Origin of the sequence: Vibrio tasmaniensis (assembly GCF_024347635.1) — a bacterium.
Taxonomy (GTDB): domain Bacteria; phylum Pseudomonadota; class Gammaproteobacteria; order Enterobacterales; family Vibrionaceae; genus Vibrio; species Vibrio tasmaniensis.
Map to the genome: position 1 here is coordinate 2045826 of NZ_AP025510.1, position 21513 is coordinate 2067338.

General features: G+C 43.8%; 20 protein-coding genes. 12 read left to right on the forward strand and 8 right to left on the reverse strand.

Annotated features, from left to right (window positions below; genetic code table 11):
- Positions 1-145: 145 nt before the first annotated feature.
- The 7 genes from pspF to OCV44_RS09220 all read left to right on the forward strand — a co-directional run bounded on the left by pspF (position 146) and on the right by OCV44_RS09220 (position 7324).
- Positions 146-1168 (forward strand): phage shock protein operon transcriptional activator, encoded by a 1023-nt coding sequence (gene pspF / locus OCV44_RS09190; protein ID WP_139684540.1) that lies wholly within the window; start codon positions 146-148, stop codon positions 1166-1168.
- A gap of 102 nt (positions 1169-1270) precedes the next feature.
- Positions 1271-2893, forward strand: coding sequence for an ABC transporter substrate-binding protein SapA (gene sapA, locus OCV44_RS09195; RefSeq protein WP_139684539.1), 1623 nt, complete (start codon positions 1271-1273; stop codon positions 2891-2893).
- A complete protein-coding gene (locus tag OCV44_RS09200; protein ID WP_086049684.1) occupies positions 2893-3855 on the forward strand; it encodes an ABC transporter permease in 963 nt (320 codons plus the stop codon). The genes sapA and OCV44_RS09200 overlap by 1 nt, the downstream gene beginning before the upstream one ends.
- The gene (sapC, locus tag OCV44_RS09205) at positions 3842-4729 is read left to right on the forward strand and encodes a putrescine export ABC transporter permease SapC (RefSeq protein ID WP_139684538.1); all 888 of its coding nucleotides are present in this window, start codon (positions 3842-3844) and stop codon (positions 4727-4729) included. Before OCV44_RS09200 ends, sapC begins: the two co-directional genes overlap by 14 nt.
- Positions 4729-5730: a peptide ABC transporter ATP-binding protein gene (locus OCV44_RS09210; protein ID WP_139684537.1), complete on the forward strand. Its 1002-nt coding sequence runs from the start codon at positions 4729-4731 to the stop codon at positions 5728-5730. The genes sapC and OCV44_RS09210 overlap by 1 nt, the downstream gene beginning before the upstream one ends.
- On the forward strand, positions 5727-6509 hold the full coding sequence (locus OCV44_RS09215) for a peptide ABC transporter ATP-binding protein (protein ID WP_086049686.1): 783 nt from the start codon (positions 5727-5729) through the stop codon (positions 6507-6509). Before OCV44_RS09210 ends, OCV44_RS09215 begins: the two co-directional genes overlap by 4 nt.
- A 35-nt stretch (positions 6510-6544) precedes the next feature.
- Entirely contained in the window at positions 6545-7324 is a 780-nt protein-coding gene (locus OCV44_RS09220; protein WP_139684536.1) for a DUF2927 domain-containing protein, read from the forward strand.
- A 122-nt stretch (positions 7325-7446) separates the two neighbouring features.
- Here the strand turns inward: OCV44_RS09220 and OCV44_RS09225 are convergent, their stop codons facing one another.
- Both OCV44_RS09225 and OCV44_RS09230 read right to left on the reverse strand, forming a co-directional pair.
- Positions 7447-7836, reverse strand: coding sequence for a DUF2750 domain-containing protein (locus tag OCV44_RS09225; RefSeq protein ID WP_004734596.1), 390 nt, complete (start codon positions 7834-7836; stop codon positions 7447-7449).
- A gap of 149 nt (positions 7837-7985) precedes the next feature.
- On the reverse strand, positions 7986-8891 hold the full coding sequence (locus OCV44_RS09230) for a manganese-dependent inorganic pyrophosphatase (protein ID WP_086049688.1): 906 nt from the start codon (positions 8889-8891) through the stop codon (positions 7986-7988).
- A gap of 201 nt (positions 8892-9092) precedes the next feature.
- Here OCV44_RS09230 and OCV44_RS09235 point away from each other — a divergent pair, with 201 nt between their 5' ends.
- Positions 9093-10307, forward strand: coding sequence for a putative manganese transporter (locus tag OCV44_RS09235; RefSeq protein ID WP_086049689.1), 1215 nt, complete (start codon positions 9093-9095; stop codon positions 10305-10307).
- Between the two features lie 296 nt (positions 10308-10603).
- Here OCV44_RS09235 and torA read toward each other — a convergent pair whose 3' ends face one another.
- The 3 genes from torA to torE are packed head-to-tail and all read right to left on the reverse strand — an operon-like array spanning position 10604 to position 14505.
- A complete protein-coding gene (torA, locus tag OCV44_RS09240; protein ID WP_139684535.1) occupies positions 10604-13063 on the reverse strand; it encodes a trimethylamine-N-oxide reductase TorA in 2460 nt (819 codons plus the stop codon).
- A gap of 24 nt (positions 13064-13087) precedes the next feature.
- On the reverse strand, positions 13088-14272 hold the full coding sequence (gene torC, locus OCV44_RS09245; protein WP_135382787.1) for a pentaheme c-type cytochrome TorC: 1185 nt from the start codon (positions 14270-14272) through the stop codon (positions 13088-13090).
- Positions 14273-14325: 53 nt separating this feature from the next.
- On the reverse strand, positions 14326-14505 hold the full coding sequence (torE, locus tag OCV44_RS09250) for a trimethylamine N-oxide reductase system protein TorE (protein WP_135382786.1): 180 nt from the start codon (positions 14503-14505) through the stop codon (positions 14326-14328).
- Between the two features lie 436 nt (positions 14506-14941).
- Here torE and OCV44_RS09255 point away from each other — a divergent pair, with 436 nt between their 5' ends.
- Complete coding sequence (locus tag OCV44_RS09255) at positions 14942-15736, forward strand: ABC transporter permease (RefSeq protein ID WP_139684534.1); 795 nt, start codon at positions 14942-14944, stop codon at positions 15734-15736.
- Positions 15737-16071: 335 nt separating this feature from the next.
- Here the strand turns inward: OCV44_RS09255 and focA are convergent, their stop codons facing one another.
- Positions 16072-16914, reverse strand: coding sequence for a formate transporter FocA (focA, locus tag OCV44_RS09260; protein WP_009848790.1), 843 nt, complete (start codon positions 16912-16914; stop codon positions 16072-16074).
- Positions 16915-17276: 362 nt separating this feature from the next.
- A complete protein-coding gene (locus tag OCV44_RS09265) occupies positions 17277-18581 on the reverse strand; it encodes an ATPase (protein ID WP_139684533.1) in 1305 nt (434 codons plus the stop codon).
- A 259-nt stretch (positions 18582-18840) separates the two neighbouring features.
- On the opposite strand from OCV44_RS09265, the gene OCV44_RS09270 reads away from it, so the two are divergent.
- The 3 genes from OCV44_RS09270 (at position 18841) to OCV44_RS09280 (ending at position 20713) form a co-directional block, all read left to right on the forward strand.
- The gene (locus OCV44_RS09270) at positions 18841-19071 is read left to right on the forward strand and encodes a TIGR02647 family protein (protein WP_017060280.1); all 231 of its coding nucleotides are present in this window, start codon (positions 18841-18843) and stop codon (positions 19069-19071) included.
- Between the two features lie 114 nt (positions 19072-19185).
- Positions 19186-20040: an NAD(P)H-binding protein gene (locus tag OCV44_RS09275; RefSeq protein WP_139684532.1), complete on the forward strand. Its 855-nt coding sequence runs from the start codon at positions 19186-19188 to the stop codon at positions 20038-20040.
- On the forward strand, positions 20033-20713 hold the full coding sequence (locus OCV44_RS09280) for a YdcF family protein (RefSeq protein ID WP_139684531.1): 681 nt from the start codon (positions 20033-20035) through the stop codon (positions 20711-20713). The genes OCV44_RS09275 and OCV44_RS09280 overlap by 8 nt, the downstream gene beginning before the upstream one ends.
- A 165-nt stretch (positions 20714-20878) precedes the next feature.
- On the opposite strand, the gene OCV44_RS09285 is transcribed toward OCV44_RS09280, so the two are convergent.
- Positions 20879-21457, reverse strand: coding sequence for a thymidine kinase (locus tag OCV44_RS09285; RefSeq protein ID WP_086049696.1), 579 nt, complete (start codon positions 21455-21457; stop codon positions 20879-20881).
- Between the last annotated feature and the right edge of the window lie 56 nt (positions 21458-21513).

A 21513-nucleotide genomic window follows, 5' to 3' on the forward strand; every position in this document is an offset into this window, starting at 1 on the left:
ACCCCAACCATGCTATGATGAATTTAGCCAAGTATTGGTATTTTTCACCACTACGGCACCGTGATTAATGCTATTTACATCAAGTGATTTAAATAAAGCTCTCTAATTCACGTCCATTGGAAATCAGACCATACAAGGACCCGTTATGCAGCAGAACCTCATTGGTGAATCCCCTAGCTTTCTCTCTGTTTTGGATAAGGTGTCTCAACTCGCGCCAATCGAAAGACCGATTCTGATCATTGGTGAACGCGGTACGGGTAAAGAGCTAATCGCTCAAAGGTTGCATTACCTTTCAAGGCGCTGGGATCAACCCTTAATCTCACTGAACTGCTCAACACTCAGTGAAGGATTAATTGATTCAGAGCTGTTTGGTCATGAATCTGGCTCCTTTACGGGTTCGAAAGGGCGTCATCAAGGTCGCTTTGAAAGGGCTGAAGGTGGGACTTTATTCTTAGATGAGCTGGCGACCACTCCCCTTGCTGTTCAAGAGAAGCTGTTACGTGTTATTGAATACGGGCAATATGAACGTGTCGGTGGACAAAAGGCGCTAAGTGCCAATGTAAGACTGGTGTGTGCGACTAATGCCGACTTGCCAGACATGGCGTTAAAGGGCGAATTTAGAGCCGATTTATTAGATAGATTGGCGTTTGACGTCATTACTATTCCTCCTCTTCGCGAGCGAAAAGAAGACATCACGCTGCTAGCAGAATACTACGCGATTAAGATGTGTCGAGAATTAGAGTTGGATCTGTTTGTCGGTTTTGCTCCAGCTGCTGTTGAAGCACTATTGGATTATTCTTGGCCGGGAAATGTGCGAGAACTCAAAAACGTCATTGAGCGTGCTATCTATCAACACGGAAAAAACCCATATCCTGTTGAATCTTTAGTGTTTAACCCATTTAAACCCGCATGGAAAACAGAGCAAGATTCCGCGCACGAAACTGACAATGAGCCGTCTAACAGCCATACTTCATTAGAGCACTCGTTTTCTTTGCCGCTTGATTACAAAGCATGGCAAGAACAACAAGACATCAAGCTACTCAATCAAGCCCTAAAACAGAGTAAGTATAACCAGAAACAAGCCGCTGAATTACTTGGATTAACCTACAACCAATTACGAGGAATGGTGAGGAAGTACTCGATTGTCGGACAAGCAAACGATAAATAGCTATCCACACTTGATTATTATTTGGAGCCGAATAAATAAAATGTTAAATTGTCCGGATCTTGAGGCTCCTCTAACGCCTCGTTTCGAAAAGTATTTCTTTTTATGAAAGCACTAATAAGACTATCACTGAGCATCTGCACGCTGAGCTTTTTAGCTGGATGTGGTGAGAGTGTCACTCACGAGCAAATCCGTGAAAAAGGCTTCATTTATTGCGGCCAAGGTAATCCTAGTACCTTCAATCCACAATTGGTTGATAGTGGCATTACCTCAGAATCACTGAGCCCTCAAATTTTCGATACCCTGCTCACTCTTGATCCTATGACTTACCGACCAAAACAGAACTTGGCAACAAGCTGGTCTGTCGATAAATCAGGTACAGAGTACACTTTCAAGCTGCGCCCTAATGTTGCGTTTCAAACCACAGATTGGTTTACCCCAACCCGCAGTATGAATGCACAGGATGTAGTCTTTAGTTTTGAACGTATCATTGATAGTTCAAACCCGTTTCATTATGTGGGCGGCGGTTTATATCCATGGTTCGCAGGCATCGACTTTCAAAACCTGATTGTTGAAATCACGGCGGTCGATGACCTAACGGTGAAATTCCAATTAAGTCGTCCAGACAATTCATTCCTCAACAATATCGCCACCAGCTATGCGGTCATTCATTCTAAAGAATATGCCAACAAGCTCATTGCTACGGATGAGAAAAATGAAATGGACTCCAAGCCCGTTGGCACCGGCCCTTTCTACTTAGATGAATACCAAATCAACGATCTTGTACGCTTGAAAAAAAACAAGCATTACTGGAAAGGTGCCGTACAAATGGACCAAGTAGTGTTTGATACATCACAACGTGGAACAGGAACACTTGCCAAACTTCTACGCAGTGAGTGTGACGTGTTGAACTCACCGATTTCGAGTCAGATCCCTATTATTCAAGCACATGAAGAGTTGAAGATTTCCGCCACGCCTGCAGTCAATGTCTCTTTCATCGCGCTTAACACTGAGCATCCAGCACTGCGTGACTCACGAGTGCGTAAAGCACTGAACTTGGCTATCAATCGTCAGAATATTCTTGATTCTGTGTACTACGGTACCGGTACAAAAGCCTACACGTTACTTCCCCCTACTTCTTGGGCTTATCAAAAAGACAGCGTTCAAGTTCGCTATGATCGAAACTACGCGATCGCACTTCTTAGAGAGGCCGGTGTAGAACCGGGGTTAGAGCTTTCAATGTGGGTGCCACTAGAGCCACGCGCATACAATCCAAGTCCAAGAAAAACGGCAGAACTGATCCAAGCAAACTTGGCTGATATTGGTATTGAATTGAAACTCTATACCGACGACCGATTTGACCGAACACAGCTGTCTTCAATTTCCTCAACAGATTTGTTACTCACAGGTTGGATTGGCAGTACGGGCGACCCAGACAACTTCTTACGTCCACTTCTCTCATGTAGCTCAGAACGCGCAGGATTAAACGTCTCTATGTGGTGCAACTCAGACTTTGATTTCCTTCTCGACTTGGCATTAGAAATCAATCAACAAAGGCACCGTGTTAACTTATATCGACAAGCCCAAAACATTCTCAATGAAGAAGTTCCTGTGATCCCTCTTGCGCATGGCGTGCAATTCCGCGTGCACGATCGTTCGCTAACGGGTTTTAAACACAGCCCTTTTAATGCTCAACCTTTTGACCAAGTAAGAAGAGAGGTGCGCTGATGTTTTGGTATACATTAAGACGTATCAACCTCTTCGTTATCACGCTTGCGATCCTAACTATCGTCGGCTTTTCGTTACTCCGACTGGATCAAACCTCACCTTGGGCTATTCAAGATTTTTGGCCCGGTTGGCTTAGCTATATAGCGGAATTGTCGACACTGAACTTCGGCCTGAGCAAACACGGCGTGCCTATCATCGATGAGTTGGCCGTGGTATTCCCTGCGACGTTAGAACTGTGCTTCTTTGCTTTTTTACTCGCACTGTTTATCGGCATCCCTTTCGGCACAATTGCTGGTATGAGACAAGGCAAGTTTGTTGATACCACCATATCGTTTACTTCAATGGCAGGTTACTCAGCACCTATATTTTGGGTCGCATTACTAATGATCATGGTGTTTTCATTGCACTTTGAGATGTTCCCTGTTGGGGGGCGATACGATCTACTTTACGAAATTGAACACGTCACTGGTTTCGCGATGATTGATGCCTTTTTTGCCGAAGGTAACTATCGAGCACACGCCCTACAGAGCGTAATCGACCACATGGCGTTACCTTGTCTTGTTTTGGCGCTCGCTCCAACAACTCAGGTTATCCGACTCATGAGAGCATCCGTAGCCGAAGTGATGGCTCAAAACTACATCCGCGCAGCACGAATCAAAGGTCTTTCAACAAGAGAGATCGTCACTCAACACGTATTAAGAAATGCAATACCACCGATTATTCCTAAGGTCGGCGTTCAACTCTCCAGTATGTTAACGCTCGCGATCATCACCGAGTCTATCTTTAACTGGCCGGGCATTGGCCGCTGGTTACTGGATGCATTATCTAATCAAGATTACGTTTCTATTCAAGCTGGCGTAATTGTGGTGGCAACCTTGGTTTTGACCGCGAATATACTGTCTGATCTACTGGGCGCGATGGTCAATCCTCTGGTAAGGAAGGAATGGTATGCTAACAAATAACGTCTACCAAGAAGAACAGATTCCAACCCAGTTCGAGCGTTTCTGGCGCAGCTTTCGTGGCAATAATCTCGCTATGTTTGGCCTGTGGTGTTTGGTATTGATCATTCTGATCACTATCACTTCACCATGGTTAGCACCGCATGATGCTCAAGAGCAAACGGGCCACCTATTAACGCCTCCCTCTTGGGATCCTTCTGGAACAGTTGAATATTTTCTAGGTACTGATGATTTAGGGCGAGATATTCTATCCCGTCTGATTATTGGCTCTCAACTGACGTTTGGTGCCGCAGTCGTGATTACCTTTATCGCTGCCGTGATTGGTTGTCTGATTGGTGTACTTGCGGGTATGACTCGTGGGTTGCTATCAAGTACGCTAAACCACCTGCTTGATACCGTTATGTCGATTCCGTCGCTACTACTCGCGATTATCTTCGTGGCGTTTCTTGGCTTTGGCGAGTTTAATATCTTGCTTGCCTTGTGTTTGGCATTGATTCCGCGCTTTATTCGTTCGGTGTACATTGCCGTGCACGCTGAGGTAGAAAAAGACTATATTTTAGCTTCGCGCCTCGATGGTGCGAATGACTTCTACCTGTTATGGAATTCAATCCTTCCTAATATTCTTACCGTGGTGGCACTTGAAATTACACTGGCATTGTCAGTCGCTATTCTTGATATCACGGCTTTGGGTTTCTTGGGGCTTGGCGCTCAAGCGCCGAGTACTGAATGGGGCTCAATTTTGGGTGACTCTGTAGAGTTAATTTACCTTGCGCCATGGACAGTCACCCTACCCGGCTTAGCCATTATGTTTACAGTGATCGTGATTAACCTCGTCGGTGAAGGTGTTCGCCAAGCGCTAAATGCAGGAATCGAATAATGCCGTTACTTGATATTCGACATCTAACTATCGAGATTGAGACCCCTCAAGGGATGGTTAAAGCCGTGGACCGAATGAGTATTACCCTCAATGAGGGTGAAATTCGTGGCTTAGTAGGTGAATCAGGTTCTGGTAAGAGCTTGGTTGCAAAAGCGATCGTTGGTGTTTGCAAAGAAAACTGGAAAGTGTCTGCCGACCGAATGCGCCTAGGTAATATCGACCTGCTACAACTGACGCCCAAAGAACGACGCCGTGTGATCGCTCGCGATATCGCGATGATCTTCCAAGAACCATCGACGTGTCTTGACCCTTCCGAAAAAGTGGGACGACAGCTGATAGAGGCGATCCCTTCGCGTTCATTTGAAGGCCGATGGTGGCAAAGGTTTAAGTGGCGAAAAAAGCAAGCAATAGCATTACTGCATAAAGTGGGTATCAAAAATCACTCTCACCTAATGGATAGTTACTCTTATGAGCTAACGGATGGTGAGTGTCAAAAAGTCATGATCGCCATGGCGATTGCTGCCAAGCCAAAAGTACTAATAGCCGATGAGCCAACCAACGATTTAGACCCGATCACGCAATCTCAAATATTGCGCTTATTGAGCCGAATGAATCAACTACATAACACGACGATTCTTCTCATCGGGCACGATTTAACGACCATAACTCAATGGGCAACAAGAATCACGGTGATGTACTGCGGTCAGTCGGTTGAGTCAGCAGATACGGCAAAACTATTGGATGTACCAAAGCACCCTTACACTGTCGCACTGTTAAAAGCGATGCCCGACTTTAATGACTGGATTCCCCATAAAGAAAAATTGCAATCTTTACCAGGCTCAATTCCGCCGCTGCAGCACCTTCCGATTGGTTGTCGACTGGGTCCTCGTTGTCCATACGCGCAAAGACAGTGTGTCGAAATACCATATACCAAACGCATAAAGACCCACAAATTTAACTGCCATTTCCCGCTGAATATGGAGAAGAAAAAGAAATCATGAGTGCATTATTAGAAGTCAGTGATTTATCTAAAGACTTTACGACTCGCTCTGGTCTTTTCCGTAAAAAGATTCACCAGGCAGTGAAACCGGTTAGCTTTTCCCTTGAAGCGGGGCAGACGATTGGTTTTATCGGTCAGAATGGTTCAGGAAAATCAACATTGGCAAGAATGTTAGCGGGTATGGTAGAGCCAACAGCGGGTGAGATCCGAGTAAACGGCGAAAAGCTAGAACACAAAGACTACTCAACTCGCTGTAAACTGATTCGAATGATCTTCCAAGATCCGAACACCTCGCTAAACCCGCGCATCCAGATTGGTCGAATCCTTGAAGGGCCATTGAAGCGAAACACCAACATGCCACCAGAAGCTCGTATGCGCCGCGTGAAGGACACATTGTTACGTGTTGGGCTTTTACCAGAACATGCTTACTTCTATCCTCAGATGCTTGCCGCAGGCCAGAAGCAAAGAGTTTGTTTGGCTCGTGCGTTGATACTTCAGCCTTCCATTATTGTTGCTGATGAAGCGTTGAATGGTTTGGATATGGCGATGCGTTCGCAAATCATCAATCTGTTCTTAGAACTTCAAGAAGAGATGGGCGTATCATTCGTTTATGTTTCTCAACACATCGGCATTGTTAAACACATCACCGATAAGATCATCGTCATGCACGAAGGCAATGTGGTTGAAAGTGGCGAAACGCATGAAGTCCTGACCAACCCGACTCACCAAATCACACAAAGGTTAGTTGAGAGCCATTTCTATAAAGCACCAAACCATTAAGCTGTGATCGCGCGATATTCAGCAAGGGGAAAGATATGTTACCAACCGCTTCAATGCTTTCCCTCTTGTTGGCGCTGCTGTCCTTTAACGCAGCGAGCACACCTCTTACCTGGCTAGATAGAACCTTCGTCGAAACAACCTTTTATCACGTCGCACTTCAACACGAATATTCGCAAGGCAATAAGCCACTCGCAAAATGGAAACAGCCTATCAAGGTATGGGTTGATCATCGAGTGGGTGATGAAGAGCTGCATCAGGAGCTCACGGAACTGCACATTCAACATTTGTCCGAAGTCACCCAGCACCCTATAACAATTGTAAAAAAAGAGTCTGAAGCGAACGTGAAATGGATATACACAAAGCAGAGTCAGTGGGTATCTGAAGCGAAATCGATACTCAAACTCAGATCAACTCAGCATTTAGATAATGCTATTTGCACTGCGGGTTATCGAACCAATTCTACAGGTGAGATTGTTTACGCAGGGGTTATTATTCCAGTTGATCAAGCAAGATCGCGAGGTAAGCTGGTCGCATGTATTGTTGAAGAAATCACACAGGTACTTGGGTTACCCAATGACTCAGACAAAGCCTACCCTTCTATATTCAATGACTACACGCCTGAAGACTTATTATCACCACTAGATGTGGTGCTGCTAAAACTACTGTATGAACCGGAATTAAAGGTTGGAATGACCGAAGCAGAAGCAAAGCCCATTGTTCAAAAGATATTGAAGAGATACAGCAAAACAGATGTACTTCAGCAAGCTTCTAAAGCCGCTCAACAAGCACCCTTGTATCAATTGATTGGGTACTAACGAAAATACGTTGAAAATAGCTTAGACGGGAGCAGTAGGAATATAGCGCTGCCTCAAAAGGCAACGCTGAATTACGATGTTGCTGTGTTACTGCGTTATTACGTTACTTGAACAAAAAAGTATTAGCGCTTAGCAGCCTGCTTTTTCAATTCGAAGTCGAACTCATCCGGGAACAAGATAACACCTTCTTCCTGTTCGTTCGGGAACACAACAACGGCAAGCTCGTCGTCTTCTAGACCGTTAGTCCAACGGCTATGCCATTTGTTTAGTGAAATAGACTCCGCTTTACACTCAGACCAATCACCCGTCGCCCAAGACTCCGCAAACTCTTGATTTGGCCATACAGGAACACAGTCTTCATCTTCTGTGTTCAGCATTACACAACCGTGTTCATCGGTTAAGATCCATACTTCACGGTTCGCTACGATTTCTTTCACACAGTACTTCAGGCGTTGCTCACCCGTATACTTATTGATTTCAGCGATTTTTTTATCGTCTAGCTGTGTAGTCATCTCAATTTCCTACTTTAGTCAGTAACTTTGTTCTTAAAGCTATTTTACGCCGAGTGTTTTTAACTTCAAACATTATCGATGAAGAAGAAAGTCTACTTCAAAGAAAAACGCCTGCTAGATAAGCAGGCGTTTATAATTAAGCGACTTGATTAAACAAGCTCGCCCTGAAGCCAAGGCCAACCTTGCTTCTTACGGCTCAATGTATTTTCCATCATCAATACACCGTCTTTCTCGAATTTAACCAGCTTATCAGCCCACTCACCTTTGTATAGAAGACGAGTCTGCGCAGTAGTGATGTCTGTTAGCATTACTGCAGCGAACGCTAGACCATCTTTCTCACAACGCGCTTCAAGATCAGCTTCTAGAGCTTCGATCATGCCGTCTACTTGCTCAAGAGTCGCAAGCTCAACTTGACCAACAACAACATCACGACCGTTGAACGGGTAGCCTTTAAGGTCTTTTTCTACTAGTTGTGCAGCAGATAGGCCTTCGATGTTTGTCTTAGCGATTAGAAGCGCTTTGATGAATGCATCAACGTCAGTCACACCAGCGATTTCAGCAAGCTCAGCAACCGCGTCTTTGTCTTTTTGAGTACATGTTGGAGAAGCAAAACCCACTGTGTCTGAAAGAATTGCAGACATCATCAGTTTAGCAATTTGTTGAGAGATAGCGTGACCTTCAATCTTGAACATGTTGAAAAGTACTGTGTTTGTACAGCCAACAGGCCAGATCCAAGCTTCCATAGGGTTAACTGTCATCACGTCGCCTAGACGGTGATGATCAACAATACCTACGATCTCAGCATCAGCTACATCGTCTGGTGCTTGTGCAAGATCTGAGTAATCTACTAGCCAGATTTTCTCACCAGCAACAGAAGTACGAAGCTCTGGAGACTCAGCGCCAGCCACTTCTAGAATGTGTTGAGTTTCGCGGTTGATCTCGCCTTGGCGAATTGGTGTCGCTTCCTCGCCACGAGCTTTAAGAAGCTCAGTTGCAACTAACGCACTACAAATACTGTCACTATCAGGGTTTTTGTGACCAACAACTAAAATCATGTTTCTTCCTATTACACTAACAATTATGACTCTACCTTTAGAGTCTCTCTTTATTAGGCATACTTTACCTCATTTTTTTAGATTGGTCATGTTTCGTGGGTTTAGCCATTGGTAACAAAAGATAAAAAAACAACGAATGCAATTGATAATTATTATCATTCGTATATGATTATCTTAATACACAAATTTTGAGTGACATTTATGGATCGACTAATCTCTTTTTTGCCAAGCAGCAGCGCTGCGAAAACGACTCAGTTTTCACTGTCTTTTAAGCGCCTACTTTTACCTATCTCACTTGCGGCCCTAGTTGCAGCGCCTGCCACTCGAGAATTGACAGTAACGACCTTGTCTGACGCCTTCTGGGCAGTGTCATGTTACGTTGCGCTAACCTTGGCGATTTACCACTGGCTGAGTCTATACATCAACAAAGACAACGTCTTCAATAAGCTCGTCCATCAATCTCGTTCGAACCAAGTTGTATTCGCCGCGCTAATGGGGGCATTGCCAGGCTGTGGGGGTGCGATTGTGGTCACCACACAATTTATTTCAGGCAAACTCGGATTTGGTGCGGTTGTTGCCGTGCTCGTCTCAACCATGGGTGACGCGGCCTTCCTGTTAATTGCTAGCGAACCCAAAACAGGTTTAGCCATGATGGCGATGGGTGTAATCGTGGGTACCGCCTCAGGACGAATCATAAACTTGTTTCACGCAGACGACTTTTTACGCCCGAAACAGGCAGAGAAAAATGAAGCAGAAAAAAGCTGTGCCTCACAACCTCAAGATCAAAACCCTGTCTCTAAAAAAGCGATAAATCTTCAGGGTTACCTGTGGTCAGTGCTTATTATTCCGGGAGCTGCGGTTGCTCTACTTGGTTCTTTTCAAGTCGATGTAAACCAGTTGCTCTCACTGCCTGAAATGTTCATGGAATGGACGGGAACGATTCTGCTGATCAGCTCGATGTTTTTGTGGGGTCTTACTCGTGAAATTGAGGATTACAAATCGGCGGTAAGTGAAGATGATAAATGTCTAGGTTCTCACCCACTACAAAAAACCGCTCAAGATACAAACTTTGTCACAGCATGGGTGGTGGTCGCTTTTCTGTTCTTCGAATTTGGCTCTGTGCTTGCAAATGTCGATTTTGCGACGCTATTCTCAAGCTGGGGCATGATGCTCCCCCTGGCGGGTGTGTTGATGGGTTTACTACCGGGGTGTGGTCCGCAATTGTTGGTAACTAGCCTTTACCTTTCAGGTGCACTGCCACTTTCAGCTCAGGTCGGTAACGCAATATCCAATGATGGTGACGCTTTATTCCCAGCCATCGCAATGGCACCTAAAGCGGCTCTTGTGGCCACATTATATTCAGGCATACCCGCATTAATCTGTGCATACGGTTATTGGTTTATGTTCGAGGTTTAACTCAAGCTGATTCAATTCCATAGGTTTCTATTAGGTCGATACTTTGTATCGGCCTTTTTGTTTGCGTCGATCTAAGTCCTACAACAGATTCTTTTGGCCTTTCATTCCTTACGGCATTACTTCTACAGTTGAGCTCGAGCGACACGTGACATCCCTTCTCACAACACCTCCAGCAGTTCTCTGACAAAGTCTTGTTAGAAATCTAAGGACAGTACACCAGAAAAACAAAAAGCCCCTGTAAGAGTACTTACAGGGGCTTTAATTCAAGCTTTAATCTTAATTCTTAAGTACGAGACTTAAGCAACTTCGATCGGACCACCAAATGATGTTACTGGTGGAACTTTGCCAGTGAACTTCTCAAAATCAGCGATACAAGTATGCGCAGATGTAGCTTGAGCAAGTTCAGAAGAGCCTACATCAAGAGTTAGCGTGTTTGGATCGCCGTATGTACAGATAGCACCGTCTTTCTCGTTTAGAGGGCCGTACCAAGCACCTTCTTCAATACGAATAACACCGCGAGGGAAGCTATCGCTCAACACTGCACCAGCCATAAGTTGTCCACGGTCATTGAATACGCGAACTAAATCGCCATCTTTAATGCCTTTCTCTTTTGCATCAATCGGGTTGATGTAAACAGGCTCACGACCTTGAACAGTATAGGTAGCACGGAACTCTTCTGATTCACACATTTGTGAGTGCAAACGCTTATCTGGGTGACAAGATTGCAACCAAAATGGGTGCTTCTTAGAGCCAGGACCACCATGAGAACGTTCTGTCTTCTCAAACCACATTGGGTGGCCTTGACAGTGTTCATAGCCCATTCGATCGATAGTACGGCTAGAGATTTCGATGAAACCTGAAGGTGTACCTAATGCATTGATCTCTGGGTCTTCACGGAAATCAGCATGGCGAACCCAAGGTTTACCTTCACCAAAGTCTAGTACGCCCTGTTCCCAGAACTTATCAAACTCAGGCATATCGAACTTGCCTTTGTTTGCGTTACGACAGTCTTCGTAAAGCGAGCGAACCCACTCCATTTCGTCCATGCCGCGTGTATATTCTTCGTTACGACCAAAGCGACGCGATAGCTCAGTAAAGATATCGAAATCAGTTTTAGACTGGAACAGAGGATCCACTAGACGGTGCATTGCAATCAGGCCTTTACCTGAGTACGAACCGTATACATCAATATCGTTACGCTCAAATTGAGTACAAGCTGGCAGTACGATGTCAGAGAAACGACATGTTGCTGTCCAAGCGAATTCAATTGTCACAACAGTTTGAAGTTTGCGGAACGCTTTCTTCATACGGTTACGATCTTGGTGGTGGTGCCAAGGGTTATTACCAGAGATAACCATCATCTTGTAATCAGGCAGTGTCACTTTAGAGCCGTTGTATCGGATCTCTTTACCCGGTTCAAGAATACAATCAACCCAACGAGCAACAGGAATAGTCTTGCTGTAGCCATTGAAGTCGTTGTTGTCCCATTTAGGTTTTTGACCTGTGTCCACGTTACGTGGGAAGCCACCCGGCGCAGCAAAACCAGTCGAAGGCACACCGATACCAGAGTAGTGGTGACCGTAAGAGATACCACCACCAGGTAGGCCAATTTGACCAACCATAGCTGCAACAACCGCTGCCGCCCAGTATGGTTGCTCACCGTGCTCTTGACGCTGGATACACCAGCCCATCAAAATTTGAGTACGACCGTTCACAAGCATACGTGAGAACTCACGGATCTTATCGGCGTCTACACCACAAATTTCCTCAGCCCATTCAGGAGTCTTAACAACTTTGTCTTTGGTTTCACCCATTACGTATTGGATGAAATCATCAAAGCCTAGACAGTAAGTTTCAATGAACTTCTTGTCATGTAGATCTTCTGTGTACAGTGTATGAGCAACGGCCAACATGAACGCCACATCAGTTTGTGGGTTAATGTACATGTGGTCATTGTTCAAGTAACGCTGTGTTTTGTTTTTTACTGGGTCAACAGAAAGAACGTTGATTTCACCTTTCGCTACTTTTTCTTTTAGCTGCTCTAGGTATGGGAAAGACTGGTGAGTCTCACAGTTCCAACCTACTTGCAGATTTTTAACGGGATCGTTCGCCCAAAGTACAATGTTGTCAGCGTTTTCTAAGATTTCAGACCAAGACGTACCTTGAGCGTACACCTCTGTTGAACCTAGAACGTATGGCAAAATTGTTTGGCCAGCACCTGTAGAGTAGTCCCCTACTTTGGTGATGAAGTTACCGTGCATACCCACTGCGCGTTGCATGTGGCTAGTACAGCTATGGAATTGACCCGTTTGACGCCAGCCAGTTTGACCCGCATGAAGCGCCCAAGGACCGTAATCTTTTTGTACGCGTTCTAATTCACGGTAGAACAAGTCTAATGCTTCATCCCAAGTCACACGGATGAAACGGTTATTACCGCGCGTTTCTCCGCTGTACTTGTGCTTCTTCAACCAATCTAGGCGAACCATTGGGTAACGAACACGTGAAGGGCTGTAAATAATCCCTTTAATGCCGTTAATCATATCTGTTGGGTTAGTGTCGCTCTCAAGAGGTTTAATTTCTTGAACTTTACCCGCGTAGATGTGGGCGCGGAATGCGCCCCAGTGAGAACCTGATACTTTCCAAGTTCCTGTTGTTTCTGCTGCATTTGCTGTCGACGCCAATAAGCTTGGACCAATCACAGACGCTGCGCTTGTTGTTGCTACACCTTTAAGAAAACTTCTTCGTGTAATAGCCATTTAAATTACTCCGTCTAACGCTTATTAGTGGTGGCCTTCAGCAAAATCTGAAGAGTGTTTTTGTAGATACTTCAGAACAAGAGCTTCACTGTCTCTGTCGAAGTTTACGAACGCAAGCATACCGTCGAACATGCCAGGCCAACCGTTAGCGGTGAAGTGAGCTTCATCTGGTTGTGTGTGACAAACTGAACAGTTAGTTTTGTACGCTTCTTCTGCTTTTTCCCAGATAGGAGCAACATCACCTAGCATCGCTTCTTTTTTCATCCACACTTTCGCGTTAACACGTTGCCAAGGAAGACCCGTTAAATCGTCTTCTTTCGTTTCAAATGTTTCTACGATTGCATCGCTCAGTGCTGCTTCTTTAAGAAGTGAAGCAACGGCGATGTTCAAGCCAAAGTCTTCTTGAATTACGCGACCAAAGCCTTTCGCTTTACGCCAACCCGCAATTTCAACTTGAATCATGTCGCCTTTATCAGCAACAACCTTCACGTTTGATGCAGGGTTAAGTAGACCCGCTTCCACTGTCATCTCAGCATCTTCATACACTGGTAAGTGACGAACACTCACAACTTCTTTACCTTCTGAGTAATCAGTATTTGACGCTAATGCTTCAAGCTCGCCAATCATGCCACCTGACGTGTCCATGTCTTTCGGTAAGTTATGCGCAATGCCTTTGTGACAGTCGATACAGCTTTGGTCACGCTCTGCTGCATTCTTCATTTGAATACGCGCAGTTGGACGCATGTTTTCAAAGTCCATTGAATCGTAGTTGTGACAGTTTTTACACTCTAGAGATTTGTTCGAAGAGAAACGATCCCATTCGTGCTTCGCCAATTCGATACGACGAGCTTCAAATTTCTCAGGTGTATCTAGATCACCAAATACTTGAGCAAATACTTCTTTAGAGGCTTGCATCTTACGGGCAATTTTTGCTGTCCATTCATGTGGAACGTGACAGTCAGGACAAGTAGCACGTACACCAGAAGTGTTTTTCCAGTGAACTGTTTCTTGTAGCTCTACGTAAACGTTGTCACGCATTGTGTGACAACTTACACAAAACTCTTCTGTGTTCGTTGCTTCTAACGCAGTATTAAAACCACCCCAGAAAATAACACCGGCGATAAAGCCACCCATGGTCAACACACCAAGACTGATGTGTACTGCAGGGCGAGTCATTGTGCGCCATAATTTAACTAAAAATGATTTCATGTTTTAGCTCTCTTAAAAATTTCAATCTAAAAAGTGGGTCTAAGTTCAAAGCATTACATGCCATGAGCACCAGGAGGTCCGAATACAAACACTTGCAGCGCCCAAACTAGGAAGCCGTAACCACCTACAAAAGCCACACTTAATATTGGGAAGAGAACCACCGCGATGAAGAGGAAAGACTTCCATTCCAACGAGCTTTTTTCGCTAGTTTCAATTTTATTAACATCACTCATACATTTTGCCTATTTTGTATTTAGTAATTTCGAATAACCCATTCTATGGGGCTAAAGTTCTTGAGTATCTAACAACAAATTTTAGACCATACACAAAGTAGGGTTCAATCAAATCACCTGTTATAACCCTTGCTAATCAGTACTTTTTTGAGGTCATCCAAACTTGTTTTCAGTTAAACAAAGTTATTAAAAAGTATTAACAAATGTGAAGAATTAAGTATATTTCACAAATGTTAAAAGCCAACATTTGCGCAACCATTTGACAACCGATTTTAACTTTTTACCTACTAAGTAGTAGCCAAAAAAGCCTCAAACAACCACTATTTTGTATTTTGTTTGTTAAATAATTGATCGTTTTTCGAATTGGTGACTTTACAGTTGAAATGCATCATTTGGCACTTTCAGATATGATGGAGACCACTAAAAAGGAATCATTATGCAAGACGTTATTGATATATCTTGGTGGCAGTTATTGTTTTTCAGCTCACTTCTCTTGCTACCCATTACCATTAACCACAAGTTAGAACTCGGCCTTGGCAAAGAGGCTTCTGTCAGCATAATTCGTATGGTTATTCAGCTATTTCTAGTGGGACTTTACCTAGAATACTTGTTCACCTTGAATAGTTTATGGGTCAATTTACTGTGGTTATTTGCAATGATCATCGTTGGGGCAAGCTCAATTGTTGAAAAATCTAGGCTCCCAAAAAACCTACTTTTAGCGCCTATAGCCGTTAGCCTTGCTGTAACTTGTGTACCTATTGTCTTGTTTATCTGCTTTTTCATCATTAAACCGACACCGGTTTTTAACGCGCAGTACCTTATCCCTATTGCAGGGATGCTGTTAGGTAATAGCTTAAGCAGTAATATCGTGGCATTGCAGAACTTGTTTGGGGCTTTTGAAACGCAGAAATCAGAGTACGAAGCTGCTATCGCTTTAGGCGCCTCTCCTTCCTATGCTGCTGCGCCTTTTGTTCGTAATGCGATACAGAAAGCGATGTCACCGATTATGGCCTCTATGGCAACCACAGGCTTAGTAACACTACCAGGAATGATGACAGGACAAATCTTAGGAGGTGCATCACCGATGATCGCGATTAAGTATCAGTTGATGATTATGTTGGCTATCTTCGTGATGATGAGTTGCTCTTTGGCTCTCGCACTCCACCTATCATTGAAAACTTCTCTAACCAAAGAAGGGCGAGTTCTCGCGCAAATACAGCCTTCGAAATAGCCTCCCTACTCGACTTAGATCTGGTTACTCACTGAATTTGAGACAGGTTATCCACAGAAATTGTGGATAACCAAAACAATATAGATCCTTTTTTGTCCATTCCCGCCTAGGAAAAGATCATCACCGTTGATCTTTCGGTGTTTTCAAAGACATATACACATATGGTGATAAGCACTATTGAGCATTCACATGATAATTTTGGAAATGAATCTGTAGGTTTTCCACAAATAAAAAACGGCCTGCAATGCAGACCGTCTTGTTAATGTCATAAGTCAGTTCAGTGTTTTCACTGCGTCCAAGTTAATCGCGTAAACTGGGCTAATCGAGTAGTCGAATTAGTCGCGTAGGTAGATTAACCAGTACCACATGCCAACAAAAATACCGCCACCAATGATGTTACCGATAGTAACGGGCAGCAAGTTATTCATCAAAAAGTCCATCATGTTCAGATCAACATAGTCCGCAGGGTTAGCACCTGTCATTGTCCAAAATTCAGCGGGAGCAAATGTTTTGATACCGATAGCTAAAGGAACTTGGAACATGTTCGCAATACAGTGCTCAAAACCAGCGGATACGAACATCGCAACAGGTAAAATCATGACCGCAATTTTGTCAGTCAGTGTGCGTCCACTAAACGTCATCCACACCGCAATACAAACCAATACATTACACATAATGCCAAGCGCAATAGCTTGGATAAAATCATGGTGCATTTTGTGTTGGGAAATCGCCATGGCATTCAAACCCACTTGTCCATGGTCGAACATGTACTGTTTAGTCAGAAGCATACATGCCACCAGCAACAGTGCGCCAATCAAGTTACCTACATAAACCGTGGTCCAGTTCTTAACTAATGTACGCCACGTAATTTTGCCACTTGCGCGAGCAACAAGCGTCAACACCGAGCTGGTAAACAGTTCACCGCCAGTAACAACAACAAGGATTAAGCCTAAGCTAAACGCTAGACCACCCAATAAGCGAGTAATACCCCACGGTAAATCACCAGCGCCAGTAGTCACGATTGTGTAGAACACGAACGCGATACCAATGTGTATGCCAGCAGAAATCGCTAGGAGAAAAGATTTGATTGGATCTTTGGTTGCTTTACCTACGCCAATATCTGCAGCGCGCTCAGCCATTTGTGGCGGTAATAATGAGTCGAATTGGTTTAGATTCATGATGATTTACATTTTGAAACATGTCGTCGGGAGCGCGATAATCCTCTCTTTCATTTCTGAATTCAAGAGCTATTTTGAGCTCGCAATGCCTCTCACAATCCTGTTGAAAGGAATTAGTTCAAGTTATTCCAAATTCATACGACTTTAGTAGTAAAAATAAAACCCTACTGAATGATTAGTTATCAGCATAGAAAATAACACACCTATAAATATCAACAAGTTACGTTAAAATCAAAGAGATGACGTACGTTATAGTAACTCGGTGAACACTTTTGTTTCCAGATTTTGACATAGATCAACAGAACGTAAAAAAGCGCCCTTAGGCGCTTTTAACTCAATCACAAATAAAGAAATTAGTCCTACTAAACCGAAGGCTCAACCACTTCTTCTGATGATTGTTCGAGAGGCGTATCCTCTAGGCTGGATTCAATACTAGGAAGAATCACATCAGAGTCACTTTCGCTGGCAACTTTACCACTCAAGCTTTTCAAACTATCGACTAACTCTTCTAAGCTCTTTATATGAGCATCACCCTTGGTAATCTGATCATCTAACAATTGGTTGTGCTTAGTCGCTTCAACCAATTTCTGTGCTTGCCTCTGATTCTCACTTTCTAATTTAGTGAGTTGCTCAGTCAAAGTCTCAATTTCTGACTTTAATGACGCTGTCATATCTGAACTTTTTAACGTTTTAACGCTCGCTACAATTTTCTGAGACTGAAGACGCAATACAACATCGCGGTGATCTTCATTATTAACCACTCGTGAAATGCTCAATAGCTGATTCTCAGCATTCAAAACCGATTGTTCGAATCTGTCACCTTTAATACTCGAAAGCACTTTAACTTCATGAGCGACACTGCGCACGTGGTTTAATTCGAACTTAGCAGCGTGAACCGCGTCTTCAATGATCGACTTTTCACGGGGACTTGCTTTCACTTGGCTTTCTGCCAAAGCAATTTGAGATGCTGCCTTAGCAAACGTCAATGGAACAACATCATCAAAATCTTCATCTTCCAAGAACTCCAACTCGTCCTTTAAAGGTTCGATGTATTTCTTATGTGCCACCTTAACTTCTAACAAGCTCGCGTTATTAAGAAATTCTACCTGTGCTTCTTGAGCGTCTTCAAGTTCATCGACAAGTACATACTCAAACAGCTCGCTGTATTCTGAATACAAGCGCTTGTAGCTCGATGCAAACATAGTGTCTGCACCAAGAAACTTTAAGTAATCCATTTGCACTATTGAGTCGGCCAATACTCTGTCAGCCTTCTCCTTTAACACTAAAATCGAGTCATAATTTGACCGAATCAACGCGATTTTTTCATCAAAGGCTTCAGCATAAGTTAGTGTCGAAAAAATCGAGTAACTCTTGGTTAACCGTGTTTCATCTTTCAGTAAGTCTGCATAAATACTTTCAGTATCGTTCCAAGCATCTAACAGTTCATGGTAATTCTCTGGTGCATAGAGAGACAATTGAGCATGGTCTTCAAGCTTAGCCTCCCATTCGGAGTAAACGTTTTGGACAGACTGAAATGAACGGACCTCTACTGTTGATTCATTGTTATTTGTGGTTTGGTTCGCGCCTGTCTGCTCTGAGGGTGTACTTTGACAACCTGAGATAGCAAATAGCATACAGCTCATTAATGCTACTTTGTTCACTCTCACTGAAGCGTTTCCTTTTTATACAATATTAGCTGGATGCAATATCTTTCTAGTCACACAATATATTACAACCACTTCGCAATAAACATCGCTCAGAATTTAAGTGGCTTAAAATCACGCAATATAACTAAAATAAACCCACCATGCGTTGATTAATCATTCAATTTGGTATCACTTATCAATTCTATTTATTTGCTATTGCCTGAGCCGTGAATGCGCACTAAGGTGGAGGTAGAGAACGTTATGAATATATAGGTTAATTATGAAGTACAACGCTGAACATATTGCTGATTTAAACCTCCTTCTTCAATTTGATGTAAGTAGTGCAGCTACTGGAATTAAAGTTCATCAAGAGGCTGCTCAAGAAACTCAAGACGCTGTTAAGCGCCTATTCGAAAAGAACCTTTGCACTCAGCCAGACGGCGGTTATCTAACAGATGAAGGTATCGAAATGGCAGAACGCGCAGACAAACTACTTCGCGTACTGAACTAAAATCCCACGCTTCTAGTAAAAACTCCACTCGCTTCGGCCGTGGAGTTTTTTCATTTTTGGGCAGAGCTTTGTTAGGCTTATCATAAATCCGTCATTTGCAGTTGTGAGGAACACATGGCTTCTATATTTATTGTTGGTGCAGGCTGGGTTGGTGCGCCCTTATCGGATCATTTTGCCAAACATGGTAACCAAGTCGTCGTTACGAAGACTACCCAAGCCGGTGCAGACGCTATTGGCAACAAACGAATTCCATGCGAAGTGTTTAGTTTTGACTCATCAAAGCCAGATGAGACTATCGGTGAACTCTATTCGTTGTTACTCGAAAACAACACTGAGATAGTGATTGGTAGCTTCCCTCCAGGCTTTAGAAAAGGAGCAGGACAAGGGTACGCTGAATACTGGCAGCAACTCACCAATGCGTGTCAAAAGGCCAACGTTAAGAAGCTCATCATGGTCAGTTCAACAACCGTATACCCAACTAAACCTGGCGTGTTGAACGAACTGGATGCTTCACTCTCCCTTTCAACCTCAGGCAACGAGCTCGCATCTTCATTTTCCGATAATGCGCGAGTCATGTTGCAAGCGGAACAGTCCGTGATTGATTGTGGCATCGACTACATCATTCTTCGCTTTAGTGGATTGATTGGCCCGAACCGTCACCCATCGAGGTTTGCAAGTAAATTGAAGCAGGTTAGTACTCAAGCTCCTGCCAATATGCTTCACCTTAACGATGCGATTGGCGCGATTGATTTTGCTATCAATCAACTGCACAACGAAGTGGTCAACGTCACCACACCGAATACGGTGAGCAAAGCAGAGTTCTATGCAGCAGCACTGAAAAGTGCCAATAGCAGCGAGCGACTCCCCCCTATTGTCGACACGCCAGACAAACTGATCTCTTCGAAAAAGATTCTCGACTTAGGTTACTCGTTTAAATTCGAATCCACACTGGACGCGCTTTATGACTGAGCTATCTACAGCTAAGAAAAATCCCAATATAAAACTGCATCGCTCAGTCGACACCCTTTGGAACTTTATGTCTATGGGTCACAAGATTACGCCTTCAGACTGTATTTTTGTGCTGTGCAGTAACGACACTCGCGTTGCTGAATACGCAGCCGAGCTCTATCATCAAAAGATAGCGCCTTACATCGTTTTTTCTGGTGGTGTGGGACGCTTTACAGAAGGGTGCTTTATAGAAGGGAGCTTTGAGCGTTCAGAAGCAGAAACGTTCGCTTCTATCGCTAGAGACTGTGGTGTGCCAGACTCAGACATTATCATTGAGAAGCATGCAACAAACACTGGAGAAAATGTACGATTTACCCACGAGTTACTGACTGAGCTAGGGTTGTCACCAAAAAGGCTTACCCTAGTTCAGAAGCCCTTCATGGAGAAACGCACTTACGCCACGTTCAGTAAACAATGGCCTGACGATACTTCCGAGATAACAGTGACATCGCAATGGCAGAATTGGGATGATTACTTTAATGAAGAGTTACCATTAGACATGGTGCTAGGCGCTCTAATTGCTGATTTTGAACGAATCAAATCGTACCCAGCCAAAGGCTTTCAGATTGAAATGCCCGTCCCTGACGACGTTGACCGCGCCTATCACGTATTGAAGAATCTCGGTTTCGAATAAAGCAAAAGCTCGACTGAGAATAAAATAGAAGCTCTGCTTGGAATAAAACAAAAGCTCGGCTTGGAAGAAAGCAAAACACCGGCTCAATAAACAAAAACGGTGACACCAGGTCACCGTTTTCTAATTTTAACGCTGTTGATTTTAGCAATACCGACTTATTGCTGCTTATTTACCTAACGCTTCTTTATAATGCAAACGGCAAGCAGAAACATATTGATCATTGCCACCAATAGCCACTTGGTCACCTTCAGCAATCGCCACACCGTGCTCGTCGGTACGAATTACCATATTAGCCTTACGGCCACAGTGACAAATTGTTTTAAGTTCTACTAATTTGTCAGCCCAAGACAACAAGTAGCGGCTACCTTCAAACAGTTCACCCAAGAAATCGGTACGCAAACCGTAGCAAAGTACAGGAATATGCAGTTTATCGACCACTTCTGTTAGTTGGTAAACCTGCTCTTTCGACAAAAACTGACACTCATCGATCAAGACACAATGACGCTTTTCTTCTTCATTAAGCTTTTGGATCGCGTCAAACATATCCGTGTCGTTCTTAAAAAGTTGAGCTTCAGATTGCAGACCAATTCGTGAGCTCACTTTACCGATGCCATAGCGATCATCTAATGCAGCCGTAAAGATCACTGGCGTCATACCACGCTCTTGGTAATTGAATGAAGATTGAAGAAGCGTTGTCGATTTACCCGCGTTCATTGCCGAGTAATAAAAATACATCTGAGCCACAGAAATATTCCTGTTAATTAAAAGTTGAAGATAAAAAGGTGAAATTTGAGAATTTT